At 38.8% G+C, this 26,807-nt stretch carries 21 protein-coding genes and 1 riboswitch; of the genes, 1 reads left to right on the top strand and 20 read right to left on the bottom strand.

What is annotated here, in order from left to right; translation table 11 throughout:
• Positions 1 to 192: 192 nt before the first annotated feature.
• From CD122_RS10430 to CD122_RS10335, 20 genes are all read right to left on the bottom strand, one after another.
• Positions 193 to 1,569 carry an MFS transporter gene (locus CD122_RS10430; protein WP_103358909.1) on the bottom strand — a complete coding sequence of 459 codons (1,377 nt, stop codon included), beginning with the start codon at positions 1,567 to 1,569 and terminating at the stop codon, positions 193 to 195.
• Between the two features lie 11 nt (positions 1,570 to 1,580).
• Positions 1,581 to 4,613, bottom strand: coding sequence for an NADH-dependent flavin oxidoreductase (locus CD122_RS10425; protein WP_103358908.1), 3,033 nt, complete (start codon positions 4,611 to 4,613; stop codon positions 1,581 to 1,583).
• 71 nt (positions 4,614 to 4,684) lie between these two features.
• Positions 4,685 to 5,599, bottom strand: coding sequence for an FAD:protein FMN transferase (locus CD122_RS10420; protein ID WP_103358907.1), 915 nt, complete (start codon positions 5,597 to 5,599; stop codon positions 4,685 to 4,687).
• Positions 5,600 to 5,875: 276 nt separating this feature from the next.
• A complete protein-coding gene (gene thiC, locus CD122_RS10415) occupies positions 5,876 to 7,612 on the bottom strand; it encodes a phosphomethylpyrimidine synthase ThiC (RefSeq protein WP_103358906.1) in 1,737 nt (578 codons plus the stop codon).
• Positions 7,613 to 7,783: 171 nt separating this feature from the next.
• A riboswitch (TPP riboswitch) is annotated at positions 7,784 to 7,886 on the bottom strand.
• Positions 7,887 to 7,993: 107 nt separating this feature from the next.
• On the bottom strand, positions 7,994 to 8,470 hold the full coding sequence (gene greA, locus CD122_RS10410; RefSeq protein ID WP_095116685.1) for a transcription elongation factor GreA: 477 nt from the start codon (positions 8,468 to 8,470) through the stop codon (positions 7,994 to 7,996).
• A gap of 23 nt (positions 8,471 to 8,493) precedes the next feature.
• The gene (udk, locus tag CD122_RS10405; protein ID WP_103358905.1) at positions 8,494 to 9,120 is read right to left on the bottom strand and encodes a uridine kinase; all 627 of its coding nucleotides are present in this window, start codon (positions 9,118 to 9,120) and stop codon (positions 8,494 to 8,496) included.
• Positions 9,121 to 9,124: 4 nt separating this feature from the next.
• Positions 9,125 to 10,390, bottom strand: a complete 1,266-nt coding sequence (locus CD122_RS10400) for a peptidase U32 family protein (protein ID WP_103358904.1) — start codon at positions 10,388 to 10,390, stop codon at positions 9,125 to 9,127.
• An 18-nt stretch (positions 10,391 to 10,408) separates the two neighbouring features.
• Entirely contained in the window at positions 10,409 to 11,338 is a 930-nt protein-coding gene (locus CD122_RS10395) for a peptidase U32 family protein (RefSeq protein WP_103358903.1), read from the bottom strand.
• A complete protein-coding gene (locus CD122_RS10390; protein ID WP_103358902.1) occupies positions 11,331 to 11,975 on the bottom strand; it encodes an O-methyltransferase in 645 nt (214 codons plus the stop codon). The genes CD122_RS10395 and CD122_RS10390 overlap by 8 nt, the downstream gene beginning before the upstream one ends.
• A 391-nt stretch (positions 11,976 to 12,366) precedes the next feature.
• The gene (locus CD122_RS10385) at positions 12,367 to 12,891 is read right to left on the bottom strand and encodes a hypothetical protein (RefSeq protein WP_103358901.1); all 525 of its coding nucleotides are present in this window, start codon (positions 12,889 to 12,891) and stop codon (positions 12,367 to 12,369) included.
• 570 nt (positions 12,892 to 13,461) lie between these two features.
• Entirely contained in the window at positions 13,462 to 13,731 is a 270-nt protein-coding gene (locus tag CD122_RS10380) for a hypothetical protein (protein ID WP_103358900.1), read from the bottom strand.
• Positions 13,732 to 14,121: 390 nt separating this feature from the next.
• Entirely contained in the window at positions 14,122 to 15,795 is a 1,674-nt protein-coding gene (locus CD122_RS10375; protein ID WP_103358899.1) for a hypothetical protein, read from the bottom strand.
• Positions 15,796 to 16,012: 217 nt separating this feature from the next.
• Positions 16,013 to 16,333 carry a DUF1292 domain-containing protein gene (locus CD122_RS10370; RefSeq protein WP_103358898.1) on the bottom strand — a complete coding sequence of 107 codons (321 nt, stop codon included), beginning with the start codon at positions 16,331 to 16,333 and terminating at the stop codon, positions 16,013 to 16,015.
• Positions 16,334 to 16,346: 13 nt separating this feature from the next.
• The gene (ruvX, locus tag CD122_RS10365; protein ID WP_103358897.1) at positions 16,347 to 16,775 is read right to left on the bottom strand and encodes a Holliday junction resolvase RuvX; all 429 of its coding nucleotides are present in this window, start codon (positions 16,773 to 16,775) and stop codon (positions 16,347 to 16,349) included.
• A complete protein-coding gene (locus tag CD122_RS10360) occupies positions 16,768 to 17,043 on the bottom strand; it encodes an IreB family regulatory phosphoprotein (RefSeq protein WP_103358896.1) in 276 nt (91 codons plus the stop codon). Before CD122_RS10360 ends, ruvX begins: the two co-directional genes overlap by 8 nt.
• A 65-nt stretch (positions 17,044 to 17,108) precedes the next feature.
• Positions 17,109 to 19,739 (bottom strand): alanine--tRNA ligase, encoded by a 2,631-nt coding sequence (gene alaS / locus CD122_RS10355; RefSeq protein ID WP_103358895.1) that lies wholly within the window; start codon positions 19,737 to 19,739, stop codon positions 17,109 to 17,111.
• Between the two features lie 248 nt (positions 19,740 to 19,987).
• A complete protein-coding gene (gene recD2, locus CD122_RS10350) occupies positions 19,988 to 22,375 on the bottom strand; it encodes an SF1B family DNA helicase RecD2 (protein ID WP_103358894.1) in 2,388 nt (795 codons plus the stop codon).
• Positions 22,376 to 22,377: 2 nt separating this feature from the next.
• Positions 22,378 to 23,052 (bottom strand): tetratricopeptide repeat protein, encoded by a 675-nt coding sequence (locus CD122_RS10345; RefSeq protein ID WP_103358910.1) that lies wholly within the window; start codon positions 23,050 to 23,052, stop codon positions 22,378 to 22,380.
• 150 nt (positions 23,053 to 23,202) lie between these two features.
• Entirely contained in the window at positions 23,203 to 24,315 is a 1,113-nt protein-coding gene (gene mnmA, locus CD122_RS10340; RefSeq protein ID WP_103358893.1) for a tRNA 2-thiouridine(34) synthase MnmA, read from the bottom strand.
• A complete protein-coding gene (locus CD122_RS10335; protein WP_103358892.1) occupies positions 24,312 to 25,460 on the bottom strand; it encodes a cysteine desulfurase family protein in 1,149 nt (382 codons plus the stop codon). The genes mnmA and CD122_RS10335 overlap by 4 nt, the downstream gene beginning before the upstream one ends.
• A gap of 308 nt (positions 25,461 to 25,768) precedes the next feature.
• Here CD122_RS10335 and CD122_RS10330 point away from each other — a divergent pair, with 308 nt between their 5' ends.
• Positions 25,769 to 26,782: an LLM class flavin-dependent oxidoreductase gene (locus CD122_RS10330; protein ID WP_103358891.1), complete on the top strand. Its 1,014-nt coding sequence runs from the start codon at positions 25,769 to 25,771 to the stop codon at positions 26,780 to 26,782.
• Positions 26,783 to 26,807: the final 25 nt, after the last annotated feature.

Raw genomic sequence — 26,807 nt, 5'->3', positions numbered from 1 at the left:
GTATGGAATGGCACGTTTTTTAATTATATTTTGTGAAAATGAACAAAATTATAGAATTCGATAAAAAGAATTTAGACGTATAATTTCTAAAAAGCTCGTGACTTTTATGTTATCTGAATAACAATTAAAACTTCCTTCTTATCTACCCTATTTCGTGGTAAATACAAGAAGGAAGTTTCTTTATATACTGCTTTAATGTTTGATCTGTTGGTTTGGTATAATGCGCCATGCTGCTAAAAATGCGAGACCAACAAGTGTCGCACCTGAAATAAATGCGATTGTTGCAGCAAATGATGGTGTATGTGTTGATACAAGAGATGTGTAGACCGTCGTAACGACAGCAATACCGAATGCGGCACCTAATGTGGATGTCATTTTAATAATACCTGATGCCATCCCTACTTTTTCTTCAGGGGCATTTGATACTGCGGTTGATAGTGCCGGTGTTGCAAAGAATCCGAGTCCTAAACCAATTAATGAGAAACCTATTAGTGCGACAATTGCATAAATAACAAATGGCAGTGTCACGATAGAAAGAAGTAGAATACCGACACCGATACTAATTGGACCTAACATAAGTGGCACTTGTGGTCCGTGTTTCTGCATATATTTCTCACCAATCCGAATCATCAATAAGCTACCAATCATATAGGGGATTGTAAGGAGCCCTGCTTTGGCTGCAGACAATCCGATACCTTGTTGTGCATAAATATTAAACATCGCAAGTGAACCAATTACTGTATTGACCAATAAATTTGCAATCGTTGTTCCGATATAGACACGATTATTAAATAAACTAAAGTCAATAAATGGATGCTGTTTTTGTTTTTCATACAGATAGAATCCAACAATTGTTAAGAGAAAAATAACATCCAAAGTTAAAATAAATGGGTGCGTCCATCCAAACTTTGTCCCTTGTGTAATCACAACGTTAATGCTGACCATCATAATTAGGAAAATCACAATGCCGACAATATCAAACTTGATACCTTTAGCTGATTCATCACGTGATTCGGGTGTACCACGTAATAAAACCATTGCGAGACAAGTAAAAATAATAGATAGGATGAAAATCCAACGCCAGCCTACAAAAGTTGCAACGACACCGGCAAATAATGAGGCAAATCCTGTACCACCATATGAACCGAATGACCAATAACTTAATGCTTTCTGACGTGCTGCATCATGATAATTTTGATTAATTAATGCAATTGTTGCCGGCATCAGACAAGCAGCTGATAACCCTTGTAATATGCGGCCTAACAACAACATAAAAGTAAGATTTGAAATAATGAGCGCGGCTGAACCAACAATACTCAATATCAGTCCGATATACGTCATTTTAACGCGGCCAAGTTTGTCAGCAAGCCCACCCATGACAACGATAAAAATACCGCTCATGAGTGCTGTTAAGCTGACTGCTATATTTACGATACTCATATCAACTTGATAATCTTGTTGAACATGTGGCGCGATGTTCAATAGCGATTGTGCAAATAACCAATAAGTGAGGATACCTAATATAATGGCAAGAATCAGTTGGTTACCATGATTTGATTGTTTAGTCATAGCATATCCCCCTATTCTTCCACAACAGGATGTGCTGCAGCTTGCTGACCTGCAATTCTACCAAATGTAAAAATATCTGCTAATGCATTACCCCCTAAACGATTACCTGCATGAATACCGCCAGCAACTTCACCAGCTGCATAAAGACCTTCAATTGATTTACCATCAATATCGAGCACAGCTGTATCGGTATTAATACGCAAACCACCCATTGTATGATGAATTGCTGGTTTACGTGGTGTCGCATAGAATGGTGCTTTTTCAATTTTTAAGTCAAACGCATTTTTATTAAAGTCGTCATCATGACCTTGATCCACAAATTGATTATAGCGTTCGATGGTTGATACAAATGTAGAAACATCAATATACAATTTTTCTGCCAAGGCTTCTAATGTGTCAGCTTTAATCAATGTACCATCTTCTAGTTCATGCTTAATTTTACTTTCTGAAGTATTCATCGCAAGTGCTTTTATATTTTCATCTGCAATAATATAGAACATACTGTCTGGTTGTTCTAACGCTGCTTTTGAGAGTACGTCTCGACTTTCAAATTCGTTCACAAAACGCTTACCTTGTTTGTTAATAAAGACAAAGTTAGATGGTGTGACAATCAATCCTGTAAATAATGCACCTGTTTTAGGGTCAGAAATTGGCATCATCTGTGTAAAGCCCATGCCTACAAGATCAGCCCCCGCTTGTAATCCGAGTTTAATACCATCTCCAGTGATCGCAGGAGAGTTGGTTGTTTTAATATCGTCTGGAATGTAGTCCCAATACGTGTTGTACTGTTGTAGCATTTGTGTATTTGCGCCGAAGCCACCTGTCGCAAGAATCACACCGTGGCGTGTATGCAATTTAATTTTTGTTCCATTGGCTTTACGTGCTTCAACACCGACGATTTTGCCGTTCTCTTTAATCAATTTTTCAGCTGTTGTCTCGTTCATAATACGTCCTTGATGTTGCTTAACAAAGCCGCTTAATGATTCAATGTATTCCAAACCTTGTGCTTTCATAGGTTTATGACCACGACGCCACAATGCACCGACTGGCATATCAACGACTGAACGATCAAAGTGCACACCTTTATCCGTTAGCCATTTGACTGATGTTAGGACATTATCAGTGAGCGTTTTAACAAGTTGATAATCACCAGAAATTTCAGTGCCGTTACGGTCTTTACGTTTGCCACCAATGTATGTTTGAATACGATGAAATTCTGTGGAATCAAATAAATACGCTGGTTGATTCTCGATATCTTCCAAGTATGCTTTAATTTGTTGTTGTACAATTTCAAAATCTGCACGATATTCAGTATCAATTTCTCCAATATCATGTTTTAACATAGCTTCTAAAGTTTCTTTTTCACCTGCAAGTGCTGAGAAACTATTTTGCCAGCTTGGTTCAGGTGCATTCACTTGCCCACCTGTGCGTATTGTATTACCACCAATTGCCGGGAATTTTTCCAACATAATGACAGATTTTCCTGCTTCTAAAACAGATGCAGCGGCACTTAAACCTGCACCACCTGTACCGATTACGACCACATCAGTTGTTTCTTCAATTGTTTCATTAGACCATTGAATGACAGGTTTTGGTCGCGCACGCAATACATCAGGATCTTCACCTGCTTGTTTGATAGCTTCAGCAATTCCTTCCACAATGCCTTCGCTCGTTACAGTTGCACCTGAAATAACATCAACATTCAGTGTTTGTCCTTCAATAATATCACGAGGCAATCTTTCAAATACTGGGTTGGCAATCCCTTCAGATTCGCTACTATCATCTACATCAATACGTAAAATCTCTGTTTCAGACAATTCAACTTCCATCGGTAAATCACCATTGTGTCCTTTCGCAAATACATGATAGACACCTGGTTTGAACGCTACCTTTTTATTTTGTAATGCTTTTAACTTTTCATATTTGCGATGCTCTTCTTCTTTATCTAAAATCATAAAATCCATTACTTTCCATAATGGCGATGGAATGTGTAATGGTTGTTGATCATGAATATCAACAAACGACTCGATTTTTTCGTCATTCATTACTTTTTCTGTCCAGTTTGGTTCTACAAGATACGCTTTACCAACACTCAGTAATTCATATCCCATCTCTAGTGCTTCTTCTGCATCTTGACGCTGTGCAATACTACCGACACCAATATGTGGGATTTTTGCCAATTTATCACTTTGCATTTTTAAATACTTGTCAATCAACGGCTCTGTATCGTCTTGATTCACAATTGATGTACGTTTATAACTATTCATCGATACATGTACATAATCCGGTTCATACTCGGCTAATGTGTTCAATAAATACATAGTATCTTCAAAGCGAATACCCGGTTCTTCAATTTCTTCTGGAGAATAACGATAACCGATTATAAATGATTTTGCGTCTTGTTCTTGTACCACATCTTGCACTTTTTTTAGTACTTCAACCGGGAACTTGACGCGATTTTCACGACTTCCTCCCCATTTATCTTGACGTCGATTCGAATGTGGTGAGAAAAATTGTTGTAAAAGATACGTATTGGCACCATGAATTTCAACACCATCAAACCCGGCTTCAATGGCACGGCGCGTTGCTTCTCCAAAACGCTCAATCATCTGTTCAACTTGTATAGCAGTCATTTCTCTAGGCACTGCTGCATCAGGTCTTAACGCTGCGACAGGACTTGCTGAAATTGGCTTGTCCCCACTGTTATAACGTGGATTCGCCATTCGACCTGCATGATACAGTTGAAGTATCGCTTTAGAGCCTTTCTCTTGTATTGCTTCTGCCAAACGACGCAATCCTGCTATTTTGTCGTCCGTATCAATCCCAATGGCTCCGGGAAACCCACGTCCATTATCTTCAACGAAACAGCTTTCGACAATGACTGCCGCAGCATCTCCAGAACGAAAACGATAGTAATCAATCATTTCTGTTGTCACGCTGCCATCAAAATAAGCGGATTGAATCGTCATTGGTGCCATTAAGACACGATTTTTTAACACCACCCCACTATTTAAAGTGACTGAATCTAACAATTGCTTACCCATATATAAATCCTCCTTTGTGTATTGTGATTATTTTCACATATGAGTGCAAAATTTTTTCTTTCTGTGATGTTCTAAGATAGTCGCTGTAATTGTTGCGTTGTTAAAACTTTGCCGTCTTTACGAACAATAAGTCCTTCTATTCCGTCCAATTGTTCTAATAACGCAATATTTTGTCTCGCATAACCGAAGCAACAAATCGTTGTCCAAATCTCGCCGTCTAGCGCATGATCACTCACAATTGTTACACTGGCTATGTCGTTCTCTACAGGATAACCTGTCTGTGCATCAAGTATGTGATGATATACTTTGTCTCCCCAAGTAAAGCATCGTTCATAAATACCGGATGTTACGACAGATTGATTTGCAACACGAAGCGTCTCAATCGGTGTGCCACGCATCTCAAATGGATGTTGTATGCCTACATGCCAATACTTTGCTGCTAAAGGTGTGCCAATCGTAACAACATTACCACCAAAATCGATAATGCCGTGTTTTACACCTTGCGTGACAAAATACGTCTTGAGTGCATCGGCAAAATAACCTTTGGCAATGGCACCTAAATCTAACTCCATACCAGGATGTTGTAGAAAAACTGTGTGATTCTCGGGATTAAGTTGCATATCTAAGGGGTTGATACATTTTAATGCGGCTGTTATTTCTGAGGGTGATGGTTGGCGTGCATCTTTGAAACCAATACGCCAAAGTTTAACAAGGGGTCCAATTAAGATGTTCATTTTAAGTTGAGAAGAAATACTAACGTGATAACCATGCTCGATAAGGTTATATAATTCAGGGTCAACTTGTACTGGCTGCTTACCTGCTTGTTGATTAATCTGCATTAAAGTGGAGTCAGGACGATTGGCACTAAAACGTTGCTCCCAATCATGTATACGCTTTGTTGCTTCTGTCAACAGTACGTCTGCGGATGCGTGAACAATGGAAAGTCTGATTGTCGTCCCCATTGCATGTATCCATTCCGTTTGCATCATGTCGCCTCCTGTAATTGATGTCATTGATACATTTATAGGATAGCAAAGTTTGTGAACAAAAACACATAATTATATGTTATTCACAAAAATGTAAAAATTTATAGAATTGATTTTACATTTATTAATTGTTGATAATATTGAGCTTGAAGGCATTATTTTTATATTTTAAGTACCCCCTTAGTGCTAATGATTATAGGAAGCGCCAAATACATATTATTATACAAAAATAATAAACCCCTTATCTTTACTCATGAAAGATAAGGAGTGAACGGCTTAATGATAAATGTTACTACCTTGTTTTCTAAAAGCTTCTGCTTGCTCTGCCATACCTTGTTGTTGTTCTTTGAAGTTATCTCGAATATCATGTGAAATACGCATTGAACAGAATTTAGGGCCACACATGCTACAAAAATGTGCGACTTTGGCTGCCGTTGCTGGTAGTGTTTCATCATGGTAGGCACGTGCACGATCTGGATCTAGAGATAAATTAAACTGATCAATCCAACGAAACTCAAAACGGGCTTTACTAATTGCATCATCACGTTCAGTCGCGCCAGGTAAGCCTTTTGCTAAATCAGCAGCATGTGCAGCTATTTTATATGTGACGACACCTTCACGAACATCATCTTTGTTAGGCAAGCCAAGATGCTCTTTCGGCGTTACGTAACACAACATTGCTGTGCCGTAACGTGCAATTTGAGCGGCACCAATAGCAGATGTAATATGATCGTATGCTGGAGCAATATCGGTAGTCAATGGCCCTAATGTATAGAATGGCGCTTCTTGGCAATATAAATCGGCTAACTCTTGATTTTCTTTAATTTTATGCATTGGCACATGGCCAGGGCCTTCAATCATTACTTGCACATCATGTGACCAGGCAATTTTTGTGAGTTCTCCTAATGTTTTTAACTCGGCTAGCTGACTCTCATCATTCGCGTCGTAAATGGAACCTGGGCGTAAGCCATCTCCAAGTGACACTGCAATATCATAGCATTTTAAAATCTCGCAAATATCATCAAAATGTGTGTATAAAAAACTTTCTTCGTGATGTGCCAAACACCATTGCGCCATGATTGACCCACCGCGTGACACAATACCTGTTAGGCGGTCTACAGTCATTGGAATATAATGAAGGCGTACACCTGCATGAATCGTAAAATAATCGACGCCTTGCTCAGCCTGTTCAATTAACGTATCACGATACACTTCCCACGTCAGATCTTCTGCAATACCGTCTACTTTTTCTAATGCTTGATAAATGGGCACAGTACCCACAGGAACCGGTGAATTACGAATGAGATATTCTCTAGTCGAGTGGATGTTCTTCCCTGTCGATAAATCCATAATCGTATCGGCACCCCAATGTGTCGCCCAGACCAATTTTTCAATTTCTGCTTCTATAGATGATGAAACGGCAGAATTTCCGATATTCGCATTAATCTTAACTTGAAAATTTTTGCCAATAATCATCGGTTCAGACTCTGGATGATTAATATTATTTGGAATAATCGCTCGCCCTCGCGCAATTTCGTCACGTACAAACTCGGGTGATACATTTTCACGTGTCGCTACGAACTTCATTTCCTTCGTGATAACACCTTGTCGCGCATAATGCATTTGTGTAACATTATGATTTTCTTTCGCACGGCGTGGTTGATAGCGAAATGGATGCGTGACAATTTTATGATGTCCATCTTGCTTATAACCATTGTCAATTGCTTGGATACAACGGCCTTCATAATGCTCAACATCATTTCGCCCTTCTATCCATGGTGTACGCAAAGCAGGAATACCACGTGTCACATCAACTTCATACGTTTCATCATGATAAGGACCGGCCGTATCATATACCGTCAATGGCGGATTATGCAACGTCTCCTGCTCAGTAACCGTGTCTGAGAGTGTAATTTGACGAAACGGTACCTGAATGTCCGGATCGACGCCTTGTTTGTAAATACGTTGACTTGCTGGAAAGTTTTTCTTCAATTCAATATTCGCTTGTTCCATAATATATTCCTCCTAAATTATCACTAAGAGGCTTTAATGAAACTGAATCACAGATTGTAACCAAAATAAAAACGCATTCAGAAATAGACTGAATACGCGCGAAAACAACGATAGTTTTATGTAGAAATAAACGTATGTTGGCATATAGCCACTACACGTTATCGATATGATGTCGGTCGTCGTTTGCTTCCCTACGCTAGTATTATCTAGATCAGGTACAAAGGGTTGAGGTCAGAACCTCTTTCAGCTCAATAAAGCACCCCTAGCAAGTCATATAAATTTGTTACACAATCATCATAACATTAAAAAATGGAACTGCCAAATGTACGTAAAACTAAAAAACCAAGACGCAATATTTCACGTCCTGGTCTCATCTATCTATTATTGAATGTTTGTAATTTTAACGTTCATTTCTCCACCGTTTGGAAGTGGTACACGTACTTCATCGTTCAAATGTTTCCCAATTAACGCTTGAGCCATTGGTGATTCATTTGAAATTTTGCCATTGAAAGCATCAGATTCCGCTGAACCAACGATTTGGTAGCTTTCTTCGTCATCGCCTGGAAGTTCTACAAATGTCACAGTCTTACCAATTTGTACAACGTTGTTATCGCCTGTATCTTCAATGATTAACGCATGACGTAACATTGTTTCGATACGTTGGATATCTTGCTCGATAAAGCCTTGTTCGTCTTTGGCAGCGTCATACTCAGAGTTCTCAGACAAGTCACCAAAGCTACGTGCAACCTTAATTTTTTCTACAACTTCAGGTCGCTTAACGGTTTTTAACTCTTCTAATTCTTGTTCAAGTTTTTCAAAACCTTCTTGTGTCATTGGGTATTGTTTTTGATTTTCCATATGTTCATCTTCCTTTAACTGTTTTAATCTTTTTTCTGAACGAGTGCTTGAATTTTCGTTGTCATAATGTCGATTGCCACTTTATTGCTGCCACCTTCTGGAATGATGATGTCCGCAAATTTTTTCGTTGGTTCGATAAACTGGTTGTGCATTGGGCGTACGACACTGAGATATTGGTCGATAACAGAATCCATCGTACGACCACGTTCTCGTGTATCACGCAATAAACGGCGCAAGATACGTAAGTCTGCATCTGTATCAACATAAATCTTAACATCCATCATATTGCGGAGTTCTTCATTTTCAAGCGCGAATATACCTTCTACGATAATAACATCTTTAGGTTGAAATGCAATGGTTTTCTCACTGCGCGTATGATTTGTATAATCGTAAGTTGGCACTTCAACTTCACGACCTGCACACAAGTCTCGCAGATTTTGAATAAGTAAGTCATTATCAAAAGCAAATGGATGATCATAGTTCGTTTTAAGTCGCTCTTCAAATGTTAGATGAGATTGATCTTTGTAGTAATAATCTTGTTCAATCAGTGCCACACTATGGCCTTCTAAATTATTCATAATCTTATTAGTGACAGAAGTTTTTCCAGAACCTGAGCCACCAGCAATACCAATAATTGTTGTAGGCGCCATAGCTTTATACCTCTTTTCTCATCATATTATTTACATAAATTGGACGGTCTACCTTAATTTGAACGATTTGTAACGGATGACGTGCTGCATCTAATTCGTTACCTTCTTCATCATAAATTGCTTCTACAACTTGCGTAAATGTTTCAATTTCAGGACCGAAAAACTCGACTTCTTGACCCGGTTTGAAATGGTTACGTTGTTGAATTGTCGCAATTTGCGTCTCTTCATCATACGCTAATACAAGCCCGATAAAGTCATACGGTGATTTCTTCGTTGATTCGTTACCAAACATTTGCTCTTCGTATCCAGGTGTTCCTTTGAAGAATGCTGGTGCTGTATCACGGTTGGCACATTTATCAAGTTCGATTAACCATTCAGGCTTGATTTTGAAGTTTTCAGGGTCAGCCGCATAAGCATCAATCACTTTACGATATACAGAAACGACTGTCGCAATATAGTGAATTGACTTCATACGTCCTTCAATTTTTAAAGAATCGATACCTAAATCCATCATATTCGGAATAGATTCGATAAGTTTCAAGTCACGTGGACTCATCGCAAATGGAACAGCTTGTCCATCTTCATAGTATACATCTAATTCGCCGTCTTCATCGACTGTTAACAAGTCATAATCCCAACGACAACTTTGACAACAGCCGCCTCGGTTAGAGTCACGTGCTGTCATGTGGTTACTAAGTGTACAACGTCCAGAGTATGCGATACACATTGCACCATGGATGAACGCCTCAATCTCAATATCCACTTTGTCTTTCATTTCTTTCATTTCCATTGCGCCTGTTTCACGTGCAAGTACCACACGGTCTAGCCCTTCTTCTTTCCAATACTCGACCGCTTTGTAGTTACTTAACGATTGTTGCGTTGATAAATGAATTTCAAGTTTTGGTGCAACACGTTTACACGTTTCAATAATTAATGGGTCCGCGACGATAATGCCTGTTGCGCCAATGCTTTCCAATTGCATTAAATAATCGTCTAAACCATCAATATTTTCATCATGGGCAATGATGTTTGTTGTAATATAGACTTTTGCGCCGTATCGGTTCGCAAACTCAACACCTTCACGAATTTCATCAATCGTAAAGTTATCGGCATTGGAACGTAAACCGTACTCTTGTCCACCGATAAACACGGCATCTGCACCATAATGAATGGCAATTTTTAACTTTTCAAGGTTACCAGCAGGTGCAAGCAATTCTGGTTTTTTCACTTTGGGCTTTGCATCTGATTTCACTGCTTCTAGTACCGTCATATGCGCTCTCTCCTTATTTTAATATACCGTTTGTTTATAGTAGAATCCTTCATCAAATGGACGGTGTTCCGGTTGAATCGCTTCAATAGGATCCACTAACATAAACTTCTCATCTTCATAGATTTCAGGATCTTCGTGATACAAATCAATCGCTTCACGATATTGTTGCGTCACGGTATTAATATATTCTTCACTGTGCAATAAGCCATCAATTTTAAAGCTATCAATACCCGCTTCAAATAACGGCGCTAATTCTTCAATTAAACAAATATCATTCGGTGACATAATATGTGTCCCGTTATAATCTTCATAAACTGGATATTTGTTATCGCGTTCTTCATCATATAACAATAATTGCGTCGTATCATCTAAGTCTTCACGTTGAATCTTCATTTGTCGCTCTTGGAAAGTGTAGTAGTTGCCTAGTAGCATACGTTTTGATTGGAACATACACGTCATACCATGAACTTGAACTTCAATTTCAACATCCGCATTCGCTTTAATATTTAAAATTTCGTCTAAGCTTAACTCACGTGCTAATACGGCTCTACGTGAACCACGTTGTCCCCAATAATTACATTGGAAGTAGTTGGTTACAAGTGTTTCCGCGTTCCAATGAAGTGGGATTGGATTTTCTTGTTGTTTGACAATCATAACTACTGCTGGATCACCAAAAATAATGCGATCGACACGAATGTCATGCAAAAATTGAATATAATCTTCAACAGCAGGAATATGATAGTTATGAAAAATGCCGTTAACCGCTGCATATGCTTTTTTACCTGCAGCGTGAATCATTTCAACTGCTTGTTTCATTTGTTCTCTATTAAATTCACCAGCCAAACGTAAGCCAAACTTTTCTTCACCGATGACAAACGCATCTGCGCCTTTATCAATCAATGTCTCGATATGGCTGAGAGACTTGGGTGTCACTAATAATTCAGTCATTTTTGTGCTCCTTTATAGAAATAGCTAAACCATCATCCATATTGATAAAATTTGTTTTAAAATCAGATTGTTCACTTAGCCATTGATTAAATTTCTGTACTTTTTTTACCATCTGTTTCACATTACGGCTTCGTACAATATCAATATTAGCAACAAAGCCATGATAAAGGACGTTATCCGTAATAATCACGCCGCCATCTTTTAATAACGGGCTATATAACTCAAAAAACTTCTTTGATTGTGCTTTTGCTGCGTCGATAAAAATCATATCATATGTGCGGTCATTTACCTTTGAAAATGCTTGTGCCGCATCTGCTTCAATCAATCTAATTTGGTCTGTAAAGCGAAACTGTTCAAAATGTTTTTTCGCATAAGCAATCATCTCTTCATTACGTTCGATTGTCGTTACGTTAATGTCAGGTGATACAGAAGCAAAATGCATGCTACTGTATCCAATTGCTGTGCCGAGCTCTAAAATTTCTGTCGGTTGATGAATACGGATAATTTGCTTAATCATATCCAATGACAACTGATCAACAATGGGTACTTGATGCGCTTCCGCAAACGCACGCAATTGATCCAGTTCACTATCATACGCTTGCAAACTTAAAAAATAAGATTGATTTAAATTGTCCATCTTTCAAACTTCCTTTAATTAAATTTCGATAAAAATCATCAAAAAATAGGGAGTGGGACAGAAACCATTTAGATTTCAGCGCCCCACCCCGGCAAAACTGAAACATAGGTGTTGTTATCATAAACATTAAACCTTAGCTGCTCGGTGCACACACATCTATTTCAGTTAATCGTTGCCATGTTTGATATTTTACAAGCACTTGAACATTCAGAGCTTGGATAATTTTTTCTCCCCTCTTACACGAGGTTCATCATCGTTTCATATCGTCTCAACAAAATTACTTCATATTATTCTATCATAAAATGAAACGAAACATAAGAGTATCAAAGCAAAATCCTGTATACCATTTTACTTTTAATCGTGTATAGTTCTAGAATCGTGCTGCTACTATTTAAGTATTGAAGCAAGTGGATAAATCATCATCAGAAACGTAATATTTCCACGCAACACCAAAAAAGTATAATGTTTTACTGTCGTCATACCAGTCTATAAAATATGGCATGCCCTCTGCTGTTATTGTCGCTTCTAGGTCGTTATCGGAAAATGGATGCGCTGAAATACCAATATCATATTGTCCTAGTTGCCAATTGTAGCCTTCTTGATGTTCACCGCTGAATGTATCAATCATTCTGGCTGATTTTATATCTATGTTTGTACATATTCTCAGACAATAAAAATTTTCAAAATCCACTTGGCAGGGCTTAATTGTGTATGCCCCTTCGACGTAATATTTTTCTTCATTTGATGGGTAATCAGCTCTAACAGTCATTGGAATTGGTCGATCATTAAATTCTAACCAAAAATTCCCAATAGGTGTTTTAAGAATATCGTATGCGATTGCTGTATCTGAATCATGTTTTCCTTTTGACAAGTCACATACAACACCATGAGTGAGTAGTCTATCATTTGTTTTCATTGTTTTCCCCCCGTTAGTAAGAGCGCCTATGAGAAAAACGTTTATGGCTATCACAGTCACAACTTTATTGACTCTATGTCTCTTCCCAAGTTAATCATTACCATTCTATTATATAGCAATATGTATGACATAGAAGTTTTCACAGCACAAAAAAGAAGATTCCCTCCCCCGGAACCTTCTTCTGTAAACATATCTTCAATTCTTTTAATCTACGAGATGCGTCTCTTAACTTAGCAGAGATTTTGTCAATGACATCTACTGTTATACACTGATACATATTGTGTTTTTATCTTCATCAAAGTCACGTTACCAACTTCCCCATCGATCGGTATATATGTATTGAATAAAGTTTTATCACATTGAATCAATGTATAACTTAATTAAAACGTAATTGACTTCAAATTTGTATATATTATTTGCGATAAAAATACCTATTATTTTAAAATCACTGATTTCTTCATTAAAACTAACGCGAAAATATCCGATTGACTGAAAAGTATCCAATAAAAAAAGGCGTGTCCAGAATGATCATTCTAACACACCCATTTCTTCACACATTATAGCTAGTCTCTAGTTTTTTGCAGAAATGATACCTCTAAACTCACCAGTATGTGCATCAATAAAAATTGTTACATTTCCTTCTTCAATTTTAAGTGTTGCTGGATCTCCGTCTACAGGCACCGCATTTGCTGGAATATTGCCAACATATTTATGCTTCAATTCATTTATATTGATTCCTTCAGCATGTACATTATGCGCAGGTCCAAATAAAACAGCTGGCGAAATAATTGATAAGCCAATACCTAATACTGCAATACGTAATTTCTTTTTAAATTCCATCTTCTTTACACTATCCTTTCAAATGTCGATGTGGCTGGGACACATATGTGCAAATCACATCGTTTAAATACGTTATAAAATAATTAAACCGCAAATGGATGTGTAAATGTATACCATTTTTATTTTGAACGTCATGCTTTTTATAAAGTTAAATATAGCGTTTGAGAAAGCGACACAAAAGTCTATTGTTTCTTGAAAAATATTAAAAATGATGAATCTTTCAATTAGAAACTTTTAATTTAACTTTAAGATTTCATGTGTAAGGTAGTAACTGACTGATATGAAAATACGCTTTTGCAAGTTATGTCACACTTACTCAAACTTGCCGGGGTGGGAGAACACGATAAGCGGTGTCCCACCAACTTTGCCATTCAATCTTAGCTATGTTACTTAATTAGCATAAACAGATACCTGATTCCAAATGGATAAGTCATCATCGGAAACGTAATATTTCCACGCCACCGTAAAGGCATAGCATGTTTTATATTCATCTGGCCAAATAGCATAATACGGTATATTTTCATCAGTAAATAAAACTTCATAATCATCATATTCTTGTGGGTGTACTGCGATGCCAATATCATATGCATCTACTTGCCAATTGTTGCCATCTTGATATGCGCCTGAAAGATTATCAATCCATCTCGCATTGGGAATATCTACATTCGTCATCAGCTTTAAATGAATAAAGTTTTCAAAGTCTACTTGGACGGGCTTAATTCGATAGACACCTTCTACAAAATATTTCTCGTCTGCTGGCGGATATCTGGTGCTGAGTTTCATTTTAATAGGTTCGCCATTGAACTCTAACCAAAAGTTGCCAATTGGCGTTTTAACAATATCATAAACACCAGTCTCATATGACAATTGCTGTTCATCCACTATGTCACAAACATTACCATTAGAAAGAAGTAATTTCATCGTTTGATCTGCCTGTCTATTGCGATGACTTTTCTTTTGGATGACTGATTTAATATGATTGAGCGGGAAAGGCGGATGTGTTATAGGACATTGAAACACTTTAACGACACGCACTTCTTTTTCAACATGATCAGAACCGACTGGTACGATGACCCAGTCCCCCACTGAAATAGCGTTATCAACACAGTGATACGTATAATTTTTACTCCCCGGATGGAATTGCACTTGACAAAAATTCAACTTTTTATTCGGTTGCCACATTAATGCAGGTTCTAGCGGGCGTCTACGTTTAAAAAATGCGATACCTTCATCATCGACATCCAACCAGCGATTGCAGTATGGACAAAAATAAGAAGTATATCGCTCCACACACCAAGCACTAGAACCACACGTATCACACGTATATTCCACATCAACAAATCCAGGTAGTTCCACACCGTTAATCACTATATGATCCATATCCTTAATGAAAACGTGCATATCAGCAGTGTCTATTTTCCTACTTAGCCAATTCGTTAATGTGAGCCCATCGATACGTTCTATCTTCACTTCAGACCATCGCTCTTTTAAAGACTGATTATTATAAATTTTAGCATCAAATAAGTCATCAATTGTCTCAAAATTTGCTGGTCTCGAATAATCTGGGACAGTCGCCCAATACGGTTTTTGGTTATCTTCGGCGTATCCAATCACGCGTGCCATACTATCACTATCAAAACTAAAAGTCATATTTTTCATATATGTACTTGATTCTAACGATTGCATCACATATGCCATGTTAATGTGTGAAATATCTTCATATTTTGGCACATCAAATGTAAATGATGCCGCTTCAAACGATATAAAGCCACTTATTAGCCGGAGAAAAAACCTATTTTGATGTACAAATAGCTCTCCTATCTTTTGCGTTGAGGTACTCTCAGTGTTCTGTATACTTAAATGATCAACACTTTCACACTGCAAACGCCACACTTTTGGAGATATTGTTTGTTGATCCATGTCACGTTCTTCAATGATTATTTCTAATTGTTGTGCTGTACTGTCATAACTAAAAAAAGTAATATAGTTATCGCTTAAATGATCTACGTTCTCTAAATAATGCGCTAATTGAACGCTATCGGTTATTTTTTCTACATTCTTCAAGAGAAACCACCTCCTTCATAACATTACACAAATTGCTGCGATAGATACACTTCAAATATCCGAAATCCACTCAACTAAGTAGTGGGCTTTCAGCTGTCACGCACGTATAATATGTGAAAAGCGATGCGCCTAAAACTGACAGTCAGACATCATTCTCATATATGCTTCTATGTAAAAAGCTGATGTGCATATACAACACATCAGCTCGCATGAAAACTTATTCTTCAGTTTCGTTGAAGTTCGTATTAACGACTTCTTCAATCATATCCCATTCTTCTTCTGTTTCGATGCCGATAAAACGACCACCTTCACCATTTTCATCAGGTTCGTTGATCATTGGGACTAACTCGATTAAGTCGTCTTCGTCCGCTTGTGCGCCTTCTTCCGCAAGAATAACGTATTCTTTATCGAATCCTGGGTGATAGAATTCTAACATTTTACGGTATAATACTTCGTTACCTTCTTCATCAAAAAGTGTTAATAACGCTTCATCTGCGTTAATTTCTAATTCGTTAATTTTATGGTTTTCATTTGTCATAGTTGCTCTCTCCTTAATTTAATGAATCTAAATAGCCTTGTAAAATAAATACTGCCGCCATTTTGTCTATTACTTTTTTACGTTTGGATCTTGAAACATCTGCTTCAAGTAATGAGCGTTCTGCTGCCATTGTGCTCAGGCGTTCATCCCACATAATAATCTCTAGTTGTGGCATACGTTCAGCCAAAGCTTCTTTATAATGTAACGACGCTTCACCACGGAAACCAATCGAATTGTTCATGTTTTTAGGCAATCCGATAACGACGGTACCTACTCGTTCTCGCTTAATAATGTCAATTAAGGTGTCTAATCCGAGCTCGTTTTGTTGTTCGTTAATATGGAGTGTGTCCAATCCTTGTGCTGTCCAACCCATCATGTCGCTAATCGCAACACCAACAGTCTTACTTCCTACATCTAAGCCGATAATTTTATGTTTAAGCATTGTTGTCTGTATCGTTGTTGTGTTTCAAATAGAATGACACGAGTTCTTCCATGATGTCATCACGATCGATGTGTCTAATTTGATTACGTGCTTCATTATGACGTGGAATGTATGCTGGGTCACCGGATAAGAGATAGCCTACGATTTGATTAACCGCATTGTAGCCTCTCTCTTCTAATGTGTTGTAGACATTATTAAGAACTGTTTCAACGTTTGCTTTAGGGATTTCATCGTAATTGAACTTCATCGTTTTATCAAAATTTGCCATTGTCATAACACTCCTTAAACCATAAATAGATTACTTCTTCTATTCTACACGAAACAACTCTATTTTTATAATGATTTAATGTAAGTTTCAACAAATTGTAATGCTGCTGTTATCTGACTTGGGTCTGTACCGCCACCTTGTGCCATATCAGGACGACCGCCACCTTTACCGCCAACAATTGGTGCCATCTCTTTAATAATGTCGCCAGCTTTAATGCGATCTACATATTGTTTTGGTACTGTAGCGACTAATGATACTTTACCACCGACATCGCTCGCTAAAACAATAATCGCATCTTGTAACTTAGATTTGAAGTCATCCATTGTTGTACGCATTGCTTTGGCATTATCCACTTCAACTTCTGTAATTAACACTGGCATATCGTTAATTGTCACAACTTGGTCTTCAATGTTGCCCATTTTCAGTGCGTTAATTTCTTTGTTTTTCGCTTCAATTGTTTGTTGTAATGCTTTTTCTTGTACTTGTAAGTTTTCAACTTTATCAAGTACTTGATCGTCTGCTTTTGCTTTAACTTGTGTTTTAATCGCATTGAAACGCTCTAAGTAACGTTCTAAGTAAACAAATGCTGCTTGTCCAGTAACCGCTTCAATACGGCGTACGCCTGCACCTGTACCTGACTCACTTGTAATTTTGAATAAGCCGATTTCAGATGTGTTATTAACGTGTGTACCACCACATAGTTCAATAGAGAATGGTTGCATATCTACTACACGTACGACATCGCCATATTTCTCACCGAATAACGCCATTGCACCTTTCGCTTTCGCTTCGTCAATTGGCATTTCGCTGATTGAAACATCAACACTGTTCCAGATTTCTTCGTTTACACGTTGTTCAACAAGTTGTAATTCTTCTTGAGTCATTGCTGCGATATGTGAGAAGTCGAATCGTAAACGCTCGCTGTCTACTAATGAACCTGCTTGGTTAACGTGGCTACCTAATACTTCTTTTAACGCTGCATGCAATAAGTGTGTCGCGCTGTGGTTTTTCATAATCGCTTTACGTGATTTGCTATCAACTGACGCCTCAACTTCAGCACCTTCTGTTACCGTACCGAATTTCACGTAACCTGTGTGTAAGTTTTGACCATTTGGCGCTTTAATGACTTCACGTACTTCAATTTCAAAGTCATCACTTGCTACGATACCTTTATCTGCCACTTGCCCACCGCTTACTGCGTAGAATGGTGTTTTGTCTAAAATAAAGTAAACGGTTTGATCTGCATCTACTTCAGTCACACGTGCACCGTCAACAATCATATCTGTAATGCGTGCTGTCGTTGCAAATTGTTCATACCCAACAAATTCGCTTTGCGTATCAATTTGTTTCAACACTTCACTTTGAACTTGCATAGATTGGTTATTTTGACGTGCTTCACGTGCGCGATTACGCTGTGCTTCCATATGTGTTTCAAAGCCTGCCATATCAATCGTTAAACCTTCATTCTCGGCAATCTCTTGCGTCAATTCGATTGGGAAACCATACGTATCATACAATTTAAACGCATCTTCGCCAGCAATCGTACCGTCTTGTTCTTTCGATTGTTCGATTAAGCCGTTCAAGATTGACAGACCTTCTTCCAATGTCTCGTGGAAACGCGCTTCTTCTGACTTAATCACGCGCGCAATAAAGTCTTGCTTTTCTTTAACGTTTGGATAGTAAGGTTCCATAATTTCCGCAACAATTTCTACTAAGCGGTACATAAATGGTTCGTTAATATCTAGTGTTTGACTGAAACGAACCGCACGACGTAATAAACGACGTAATACATAGCCACGGCCTTCGTTTGCAGGTAGCGCACCATCTGAAATCGCAAAGGCAATTGTACGAATATGGTCGGCAATGACTTTGAATGCGACGTCATCTTGTGCATTGACTAAGTATTTTTTACCTGAAATGTTTTCAATTTCAGCCATAATCGGCATGAACAAGTCTGTTTCATAGTTCGTGCGTACGTTTTGTGAGATTGAGGCCATACGCTCTAGCCCCATGCCGGTATCAATGTTTTTACTTGGTAGTGGTGTATAGCTGTGATCTTTGTTGTGGTTGAATTCACTAAATACTAAGTTCCATACTTCAAGATAGCGTTCATTTTCGCCACCCGGATACATTTCTTCTGCTGGATCATTAGTGCCATATGCTTCCCCACGGTCGTAGAAAATCTCAGTGTTTGGTCCAGATGGTCCTTCACCGATATCCCAGAAGTTGCCTTCAATACGAATAATACGGTCTTCAGATAAACCGATTAAGTCGTGCCATAAGTTATACGCTTCCATATCTTCCGGATGGATTGTAACGTATAACTTTTCAGGTTCCATTGCCATCCATTTATCACTTGTTAAAAATTCCCATGCAAATTCAATGGCTTCACGTTTGAAATAGTCGCCAATTGAGAAATTCCCAAGCATTTCAAAGAATGTGTGGTGACGTGCTGTAAAACCAACGTTCTCAATGTCGTTCGTACGAATTGATTTTTGGGCGTTCACAATACGTGGTTTTTTCGGTACTTCACGACCATCAAAATATTTCTTTAATGTTGCGACACCTGAGTTAATCCATAGTAATGTGTCATCATCAATCGGTACTAATGGCGCTGAAGGTTCCACCATATGTCCTTTTTCAACAAAATAATCTAAATACATTTGGCGTATTTCACTAGCTTTTAAATTCTTCATTCTGTCAACTCCCTGTTATGTTTCTTCAAACAAAAAGACACTCGTCTCATCAAAGGGACGAATGTCTCGCGGTACCACCCTAGTTATAGTCGTTGGTGACTATCACTCTATTGTCTGCTATTCAACTATGCGCATAGTAGCGTTCAATGGTAGGACTCGTATCTCTCAGCAACGATACGTCTCTGTGAAGTCACCTTATCATTTACTCGGTTATCCGCTTTACTTTAATGTGATTATATAAAAATATCTTAGGCTTTGTCAATTTCTAGAAAGTCATATGGCGTCGTATCGCCCATATTAATCATTGGATTGACTTGGAACATCGAAGCTATAAAATTTGTGTCCGCATCCTCGCCTGCCTCATCTTCTGGCGCTGTGCCTTTAAAGTATGTGACTAGGAACGACTGCAGTTGAGTCAAACGTGTCTGTCCATGTGTATGTAGACCAATATTAAATGCTTCTGCATCGCCTAGAAATACGAGCGATTGTTTGGCACGTGTCAGACCTGTATACAAGATTGGCTTTTGTAACATACGATAATACTGTTTGACAATCGGCATAATGACAATAGGAAATTCTGACCCTTGTGCTTTATGAATTGAAGTACAATACGCATGTGTGAGTTCTGTTAAGTCTGAACGCATATATGTAATCTCATTACCTTCATAATCAACAATGACCACATCTTTATTCAAGGCGTTCTCTTTCGCCCAAAAGATACCTACAATCTCACCGATGTCCCCATTAAAGACATTGTCGTTCGGTCGGTTAACCAACTGTAACACTTTATCCCCTTGACGAAACACCACATCACCAAACGGGACTTCGCGATGATCGTCATCTTCTTTCGGATTTAAAATGTTTTGCAGGACTTGGTTCAGTTTTTGAATGCCTGCACTGCCACGATACATCGGTGCTAACACTTGAATGTCTGACATTGTGTAACCTTTACCAACAGCATTCGTTACAATTTTATCGACGATTTCTGGAATTTGCGACGTTTGGCATGGAATAAATGAACGGTCATGAAATCGTTGGGTAATGTCGACTTCTTCACCCATTTTCATACGGTGTGCCAAGTCAATAATGCTCGAGCCGTCTTGTTGACGATACACTTCCGTTAAGTTAATTCTCGGTAGCACATCCGCGTCAATTAAGTCTTTGAACACTTGCCCCGGTCCTACTGAAGGCAACTGATCTTCATCGCCTACAAGCACAATTTGCGCATCGACTGGGACAGCATTCATAAACTGATGAAATAGCCACGTATCGACCATCGACATCTCATCAATAATAATTAAACGTGCATCAATCTCATGTTCCAACAAGTCATCTGGCTTTGTCTCCTGATTCCAACCAATCAAACGATGCACGGTCATCGCTTCTAATCCCGTTGACTCATGCAGACGTTTAGACGCCCGACCCGTTGGCGCCGCAAGTACGACTGGGAAAGCCTCATCTTCGTCATAATCATCATAATCCAACGATAAGCCATGCATTTCCGCATAAAGTTGCACAATCCCTTTAATGACCGTCGTCTTACCAGTACCTGGACCACCTGTTAACAACATCACTTTATTCTGAATTGCGCATTCCAACGCTTCTTTTTGAGAGGTCGCATAGCTGACTTCATTCATTTCTTCAATTTCACCAATATGTAATTGAATATCAGACAAATCAAATTTCGTCAGTGCTTGCTTCTGATTCGCCACTTTAAATAAGTTTTGCGTACTTTTCAGTTCAGAATAATACAGACTCGGCATCGCAACAATATCATCGACCGCAATCAATTTCTGTTCTTCAACTAATTGTGTCATACACTCTTGCATCGCCGCCATATCAATAACGTCTGTCATATTTTTTGATAACAGCTCAATCGCCGCATTAATGAGTGCTTCTGCCGGCAAATACGTATGCCCGTTTTTAATACACGTTTCCTCTACAACGTATAGAATGCCTGCACGTAAGCGATCTTGGTGCATCGGATGAATGCCGAGTTGTTGCGCTAGCTGATCGGCTTTTTGGAAACCAACCCCTTTGATGTCATACACGAGCTGGTAAGGATTACTGTCGAGCACTTTTAATGTATCCGATTGATAAAATTTATAAATGTCCATCGCAAGCTTGGAACCGAAGCCTAACTCGTTCAAGCGAATCATAATCTGTTCACTTTCTTGGTTTTGGTATACTTGTTGCGCAATTTGTTCTTGCTTATCTTTGGACAGCTTAGGCACGCGTGCTAAACATGACGCGTCGTTTAATATTTGATGAATCGCATCTTCGCCTAGCGTGTTTACGATAGCTTCTGCGGTTTTAACACCGATGCCTTTGAACAACGCACTCGATAAATAGGCGATTACCGCATCTTTCGTTTGAGGGATTTCTTTTTGAAACGTCTCCGCTTTCAGTTGCTTGCCGTAGCGTGCATGCTCAACAACGTAGCCTTTGAATGTATACGTTTCGTCTTCAACGATATCCGGAAAATACCCAACGACCGTTGCTTCATCTTCAAAGTCGCCATTTGTATCCGCTACATCGACTTTTAAAACGGTATAGAAATTGTCACTGTTTTGAAAAAGTATAAGTGCAACGTCACCTTTGACATAGGTGCTATCTAATAACGTTGGGTTGTCCACGCTTATCCCTCCTGTTCTTCTTGAATCATCGTAAATGTTTTAATAGCGTGATGACTTAGCATATGCGTGTCATCCATTTCGACTGCACGTTCAAAACCTTGAATGGCCGCTTCAATATCTTCATTCAACATATATTGTGCCAGCGTCAGATTATATTGTGCGTCTGCATGATTGGGTGCTTTTTCTAAAATACGCTCAAGTAATGGCACCGCTTGTTCAAACATCTCATGTTCACATAATACAAGCGCATATTGAAATTGTGCTTCTAAATCTTCAAATTCTGTGTCCATTTCAGATGCACGCATTAAAAATGGTAACGCTTTGTCTTTCGCTTCCAGTTGCACAAACGACATACCGAGCATAAAATAGACATCTTTCGTTTCTAACTGCTTACCAATAGCAAGCTGATACAACTTAATCGCCTCTTGAAAACGTGCTTCATTAAAGTAAACATTCGCTAAGTTATAATAAATCACACCATTATCTGGCTGTAATTCAATGGCGCGTTGGAAGAAGCGTTCAGCTTTATCGATTTCGCCAGCCTCTGCTAGCAATATACCTGAATTGATGTAATTCTCAACTTCTTCAGGTGACGCTTCAATATTATCGAAACACGCTTGTAATGCTTTTTCAAACTGACCTTGCTTAATTAATCTATGTATTTGTTGTTGTTCTATCATCGTCTCACCTTTACATTACTGTTCATAATTTTCTAGCTTAATGTCAATTGTACATCAAAAGTCGTCATAACTAAAATAGGGCGTAGCACAAAAATCTTTTGTTTTTCAAAGATTTTATCGTACTACCCCTATCTATCAAAAGTTCTATTAAATTACGTAGCTAAGTTGACCGCTGTTTTTGAATACATCATCAATTGTCGCGCCACCTAGACATACATCGCCATCGTAGAAGACAACGGCTTGACCTGGCGTGATCGCGCGTACAGGTTCATCGAATGTCACGCGAATTGAATCGTCACTTTCTTTCGTCACGGTTACACCTGTATCTTGTTGACGATATCTAAACTTCGCCGTACATTTCAATGGCTCAGTTAAGTCAATTGGATTCACAAATGACACATCAGAAGCGACTAAATAATCACTGTAAAGCGCATCGTGATGGAAACCTTGTTCAACATACAATACATTATCTTGTAAATTTTTACCTACAACGAACCACGGATCTCCGTCGCCACCAATGCCGAGACCATGACGTTGTCCGATTGTGTAATACATTAGGCCGCTATGTCGCCCTTTTAATTCGCCATCAAGCGTACGCATTTCACCTGATTGTGCTGGTAAATATTGTGATAAAAATTCTTTAAAGTTACGCTCTCCGATAAAACAAATCCCAGTTGAATCTTTTTTCTTCGCCGTTGCTAAGTCTTGTTCCAGCGCAATCGCACGCACTTCTTTTTTATCAATATCGCCAATTGGGAACATCACTTTTTGTAATTGTTCATCCGTTAATTGGTTTAAGAAATACGTTTGGTCTTTGTTTTGATCCACACCGCGTAACATTTCAACACGTCCATCTTCATTACGACGCACACGCGCATAGTGACCTGTTGCCACATAATCCGCACCGAGTTTAAGCGCATGTTCTAAAAACGCTTTAAATTTAATTTCCTTATTACACATCACGTCCGGATTCGGTGTACGTCCTTTTTTATATTCATCTAAAAAATACGTAAACACTTTGTCCCAATATTCTTGTTCAAAGTTAACCGCATAATATGGAATACCAATTTGGTTACATACTGCAATCACATCGTTATAATCTTCCGTCGCCGTACAAACACCATTTTCATCTGTGTCATCCCAGTTCTTCATAAAAATACCGATGACGTCATAACCTTGTTGTTTTAATAAGTATGCTGTAACGGAACTGTCAACACCTCCTGACATTCCGACTACAACACGTGTATTTTCATTTGTCACGCATGTTCCTCCTCTTTAAACTTCAAATAGATTTTTTGTATTTCAACGATGATGCGATTAATATCATCTTTTGTCATTAATTCATTTAAACTAATACGTACTGAACGTGTCACACGTGCATCATCCCCGTACATCGCTGATAAAACGTGTGATGGAATGGTAGAACCCGCCGTACATGCCGAACCTGATGATACGTAGATGCCTGCTAAATCAAGTAATGTTAATAGCGTTTCAACATCAATAAATGGGAAATATAAGTTAACAATATGATTTGTCGTTTCAATCATTGAGCCGTTCAATTCAAATGGAATCGCTCTATCTTGCAAACCGACTAATAGCTGTTCCTTTAATAATGCAATATGGATATTATGCGCGTCACGTTCTGAATCGGCAAGTTTCAATGCTTCAGTAAGCCCGACAATTTGTGGCACATTCTCCGTACCGGCACGACGTTTCGTTTCCTGTTCGCCACCTTGTTGTTGATAATGAATATGTGTGCCTTTTTTAATGTAAAGCGCACCGACACCTTTTGGACCACCAAACTTATGTGCCGTTAAGCTTAACGCATCGACAGCCAGTTCCTTGACATCAATAGGTAAATGACCGACCGCTTGTACCGCATCCGTGTGGAAATAAGCGTTCGATTGTGCCACGATTTCTTGAATTTCATCAATCGGCTGCATCGTGCCTACTTCATTGTTGACAAACATAATCGAAACGAGCGTCGTATCATCACGTAACGCCTCTTTCAACTGTTGCACATCTACGCGCCCAGCTTCATCTACATCTAAATATGTCACTTCAAAGCCTTGTTTTTCGAGTAATTCAAAAACGTGCAGTACTGAATGATGTTCAATCTTTGACGTAATAAGGTGCTTCCCTTTATCACGTTGTGCCTGGGCAATCCCTTTAATGACGGTATTATTTGACTCTGTCGCCCCACTCGTGAAGATAATCTCACTCGGTTCTGCATTTAAAATTCGTGCCACTTCTCGACGTGATGTATCTAAATAATGACGTGCATCTCTTCCTTGCGTATGGATGGAAGACGGATTTCCATAATGATGTTGATAAATCGACATCATCGCTTCTATCACTTGTGGTTTTACTGGTGTGGTCGCAGCATAATCTGCATAAATACCCATTTTACGACAGTCCTTTCTTCTAATCAGTGTTCCTATTTTAGCATTGCCAATTTTATATTGCTAGTAGTCTGTTCGAGACAGGGCGTCGGACAGGATCTCATTATTCTAAAAAGATGCCGTTGCCCCCGGTATAAGCTAGTAAAAGTTTATTTTTGGGCCGCTCAGCTACTGCCATATACATAATATCCCAATCTCTTCTATTGTATGACGAATCACATGGAACTACAATGAAACCTGCGTAAGCAATTTAAACGCCTTTAAACGTGACAAGTGCTATACTAACGTCAGAAAAGGAGTGTAGGTACATCATGAAACAAATTCGTTATTCCGCATTGAACCTCGTTCCAATTAGAGAAGGTTCCAATGACCGTGGTGCTATTGATGAAATGGTCAACTTAGCACAAACATTAGAAAAACTGTCATACGAACGCTACTGGATTGCCGAACATCACAATGCACCAAACTTAGTCAGTTCCGCAACGGCGATACTGATTCAACACGCACTATCCCATACAGAACATTTGCGCATCGGTTCTGGCGGTATTATGCTACCAAACCATGCCCCACTCGTTGTCGCTGAACAATTTGGTACATTGAAAACCATCTATGGCGATCGCCTCGACTTAGGACTTGGTCGCGCACCTGGGACAGATATGGCAACAGCCAATGCTTTACGTCGTGACAAACACGATGGCGTCTATCAATTTCCAGATGAAGTCTCACAATTGATTCAATACTTCGGACCAGACACAAATCAAGGGTTCGTTAAGGCGATTCCAGCAGTCGGTACAGAAGTGCCACTCTATATTTTAGGGTCTTCAACAGACTCAGCACATCTGGCGGCACGTAAAGGATTACCTTATGTTTTTGCCGGTCACTTTGCGCCACAACAAATGAAAGAAGCCTTACAAATTTATCGTGAATTATTTGAGCCATCTGACTTTCTAGATGAGCCATATGTTATGGTTTGTTTAAACGTTGTGATGGCAGATACAAGTGACGAAGCAATGTATTTAGCTACAACACAATCACAAATGTTCACAGGTATTACAAGAGGACGTATGCAAAAAATGCAACCACCTGTACGCGACATGCATAGCGTTATGTCACCACAAGAAGTCGCAATGGCTGACGCGCGTATTCAACAATCACTTGTTGGTGATAAAGCCGCTGTTAAAAATCAAATTCGCGACTTTATCCGATACTATGGCGAAGTCGATGAAATTATGGCTGTCAGCTACATTTATGATACAGACAAGCAAGCACAGTCATATCAATACTTTAAAGAAACATTGGATGAATTAAACGAAGAGCAAGCGTAATATGAAATAGAGAAAGCTTCCATAA

It is taken from the genome of Staphylococcus rostri (genome assembly GCF_002902145.1).
GTDB classification, from domain to species: domain Bacteria; phylum Bacillota; class Bacilli; order Staphylococcales; family Staphylococcaceae; genus Staphylococcus; species Staphylococcus rostri.
The sequence above is the reverse complement of the archived record's forward strand: the minus strand, read 5'-3'. Positions and strand labels throughout refer to the sequence as shown.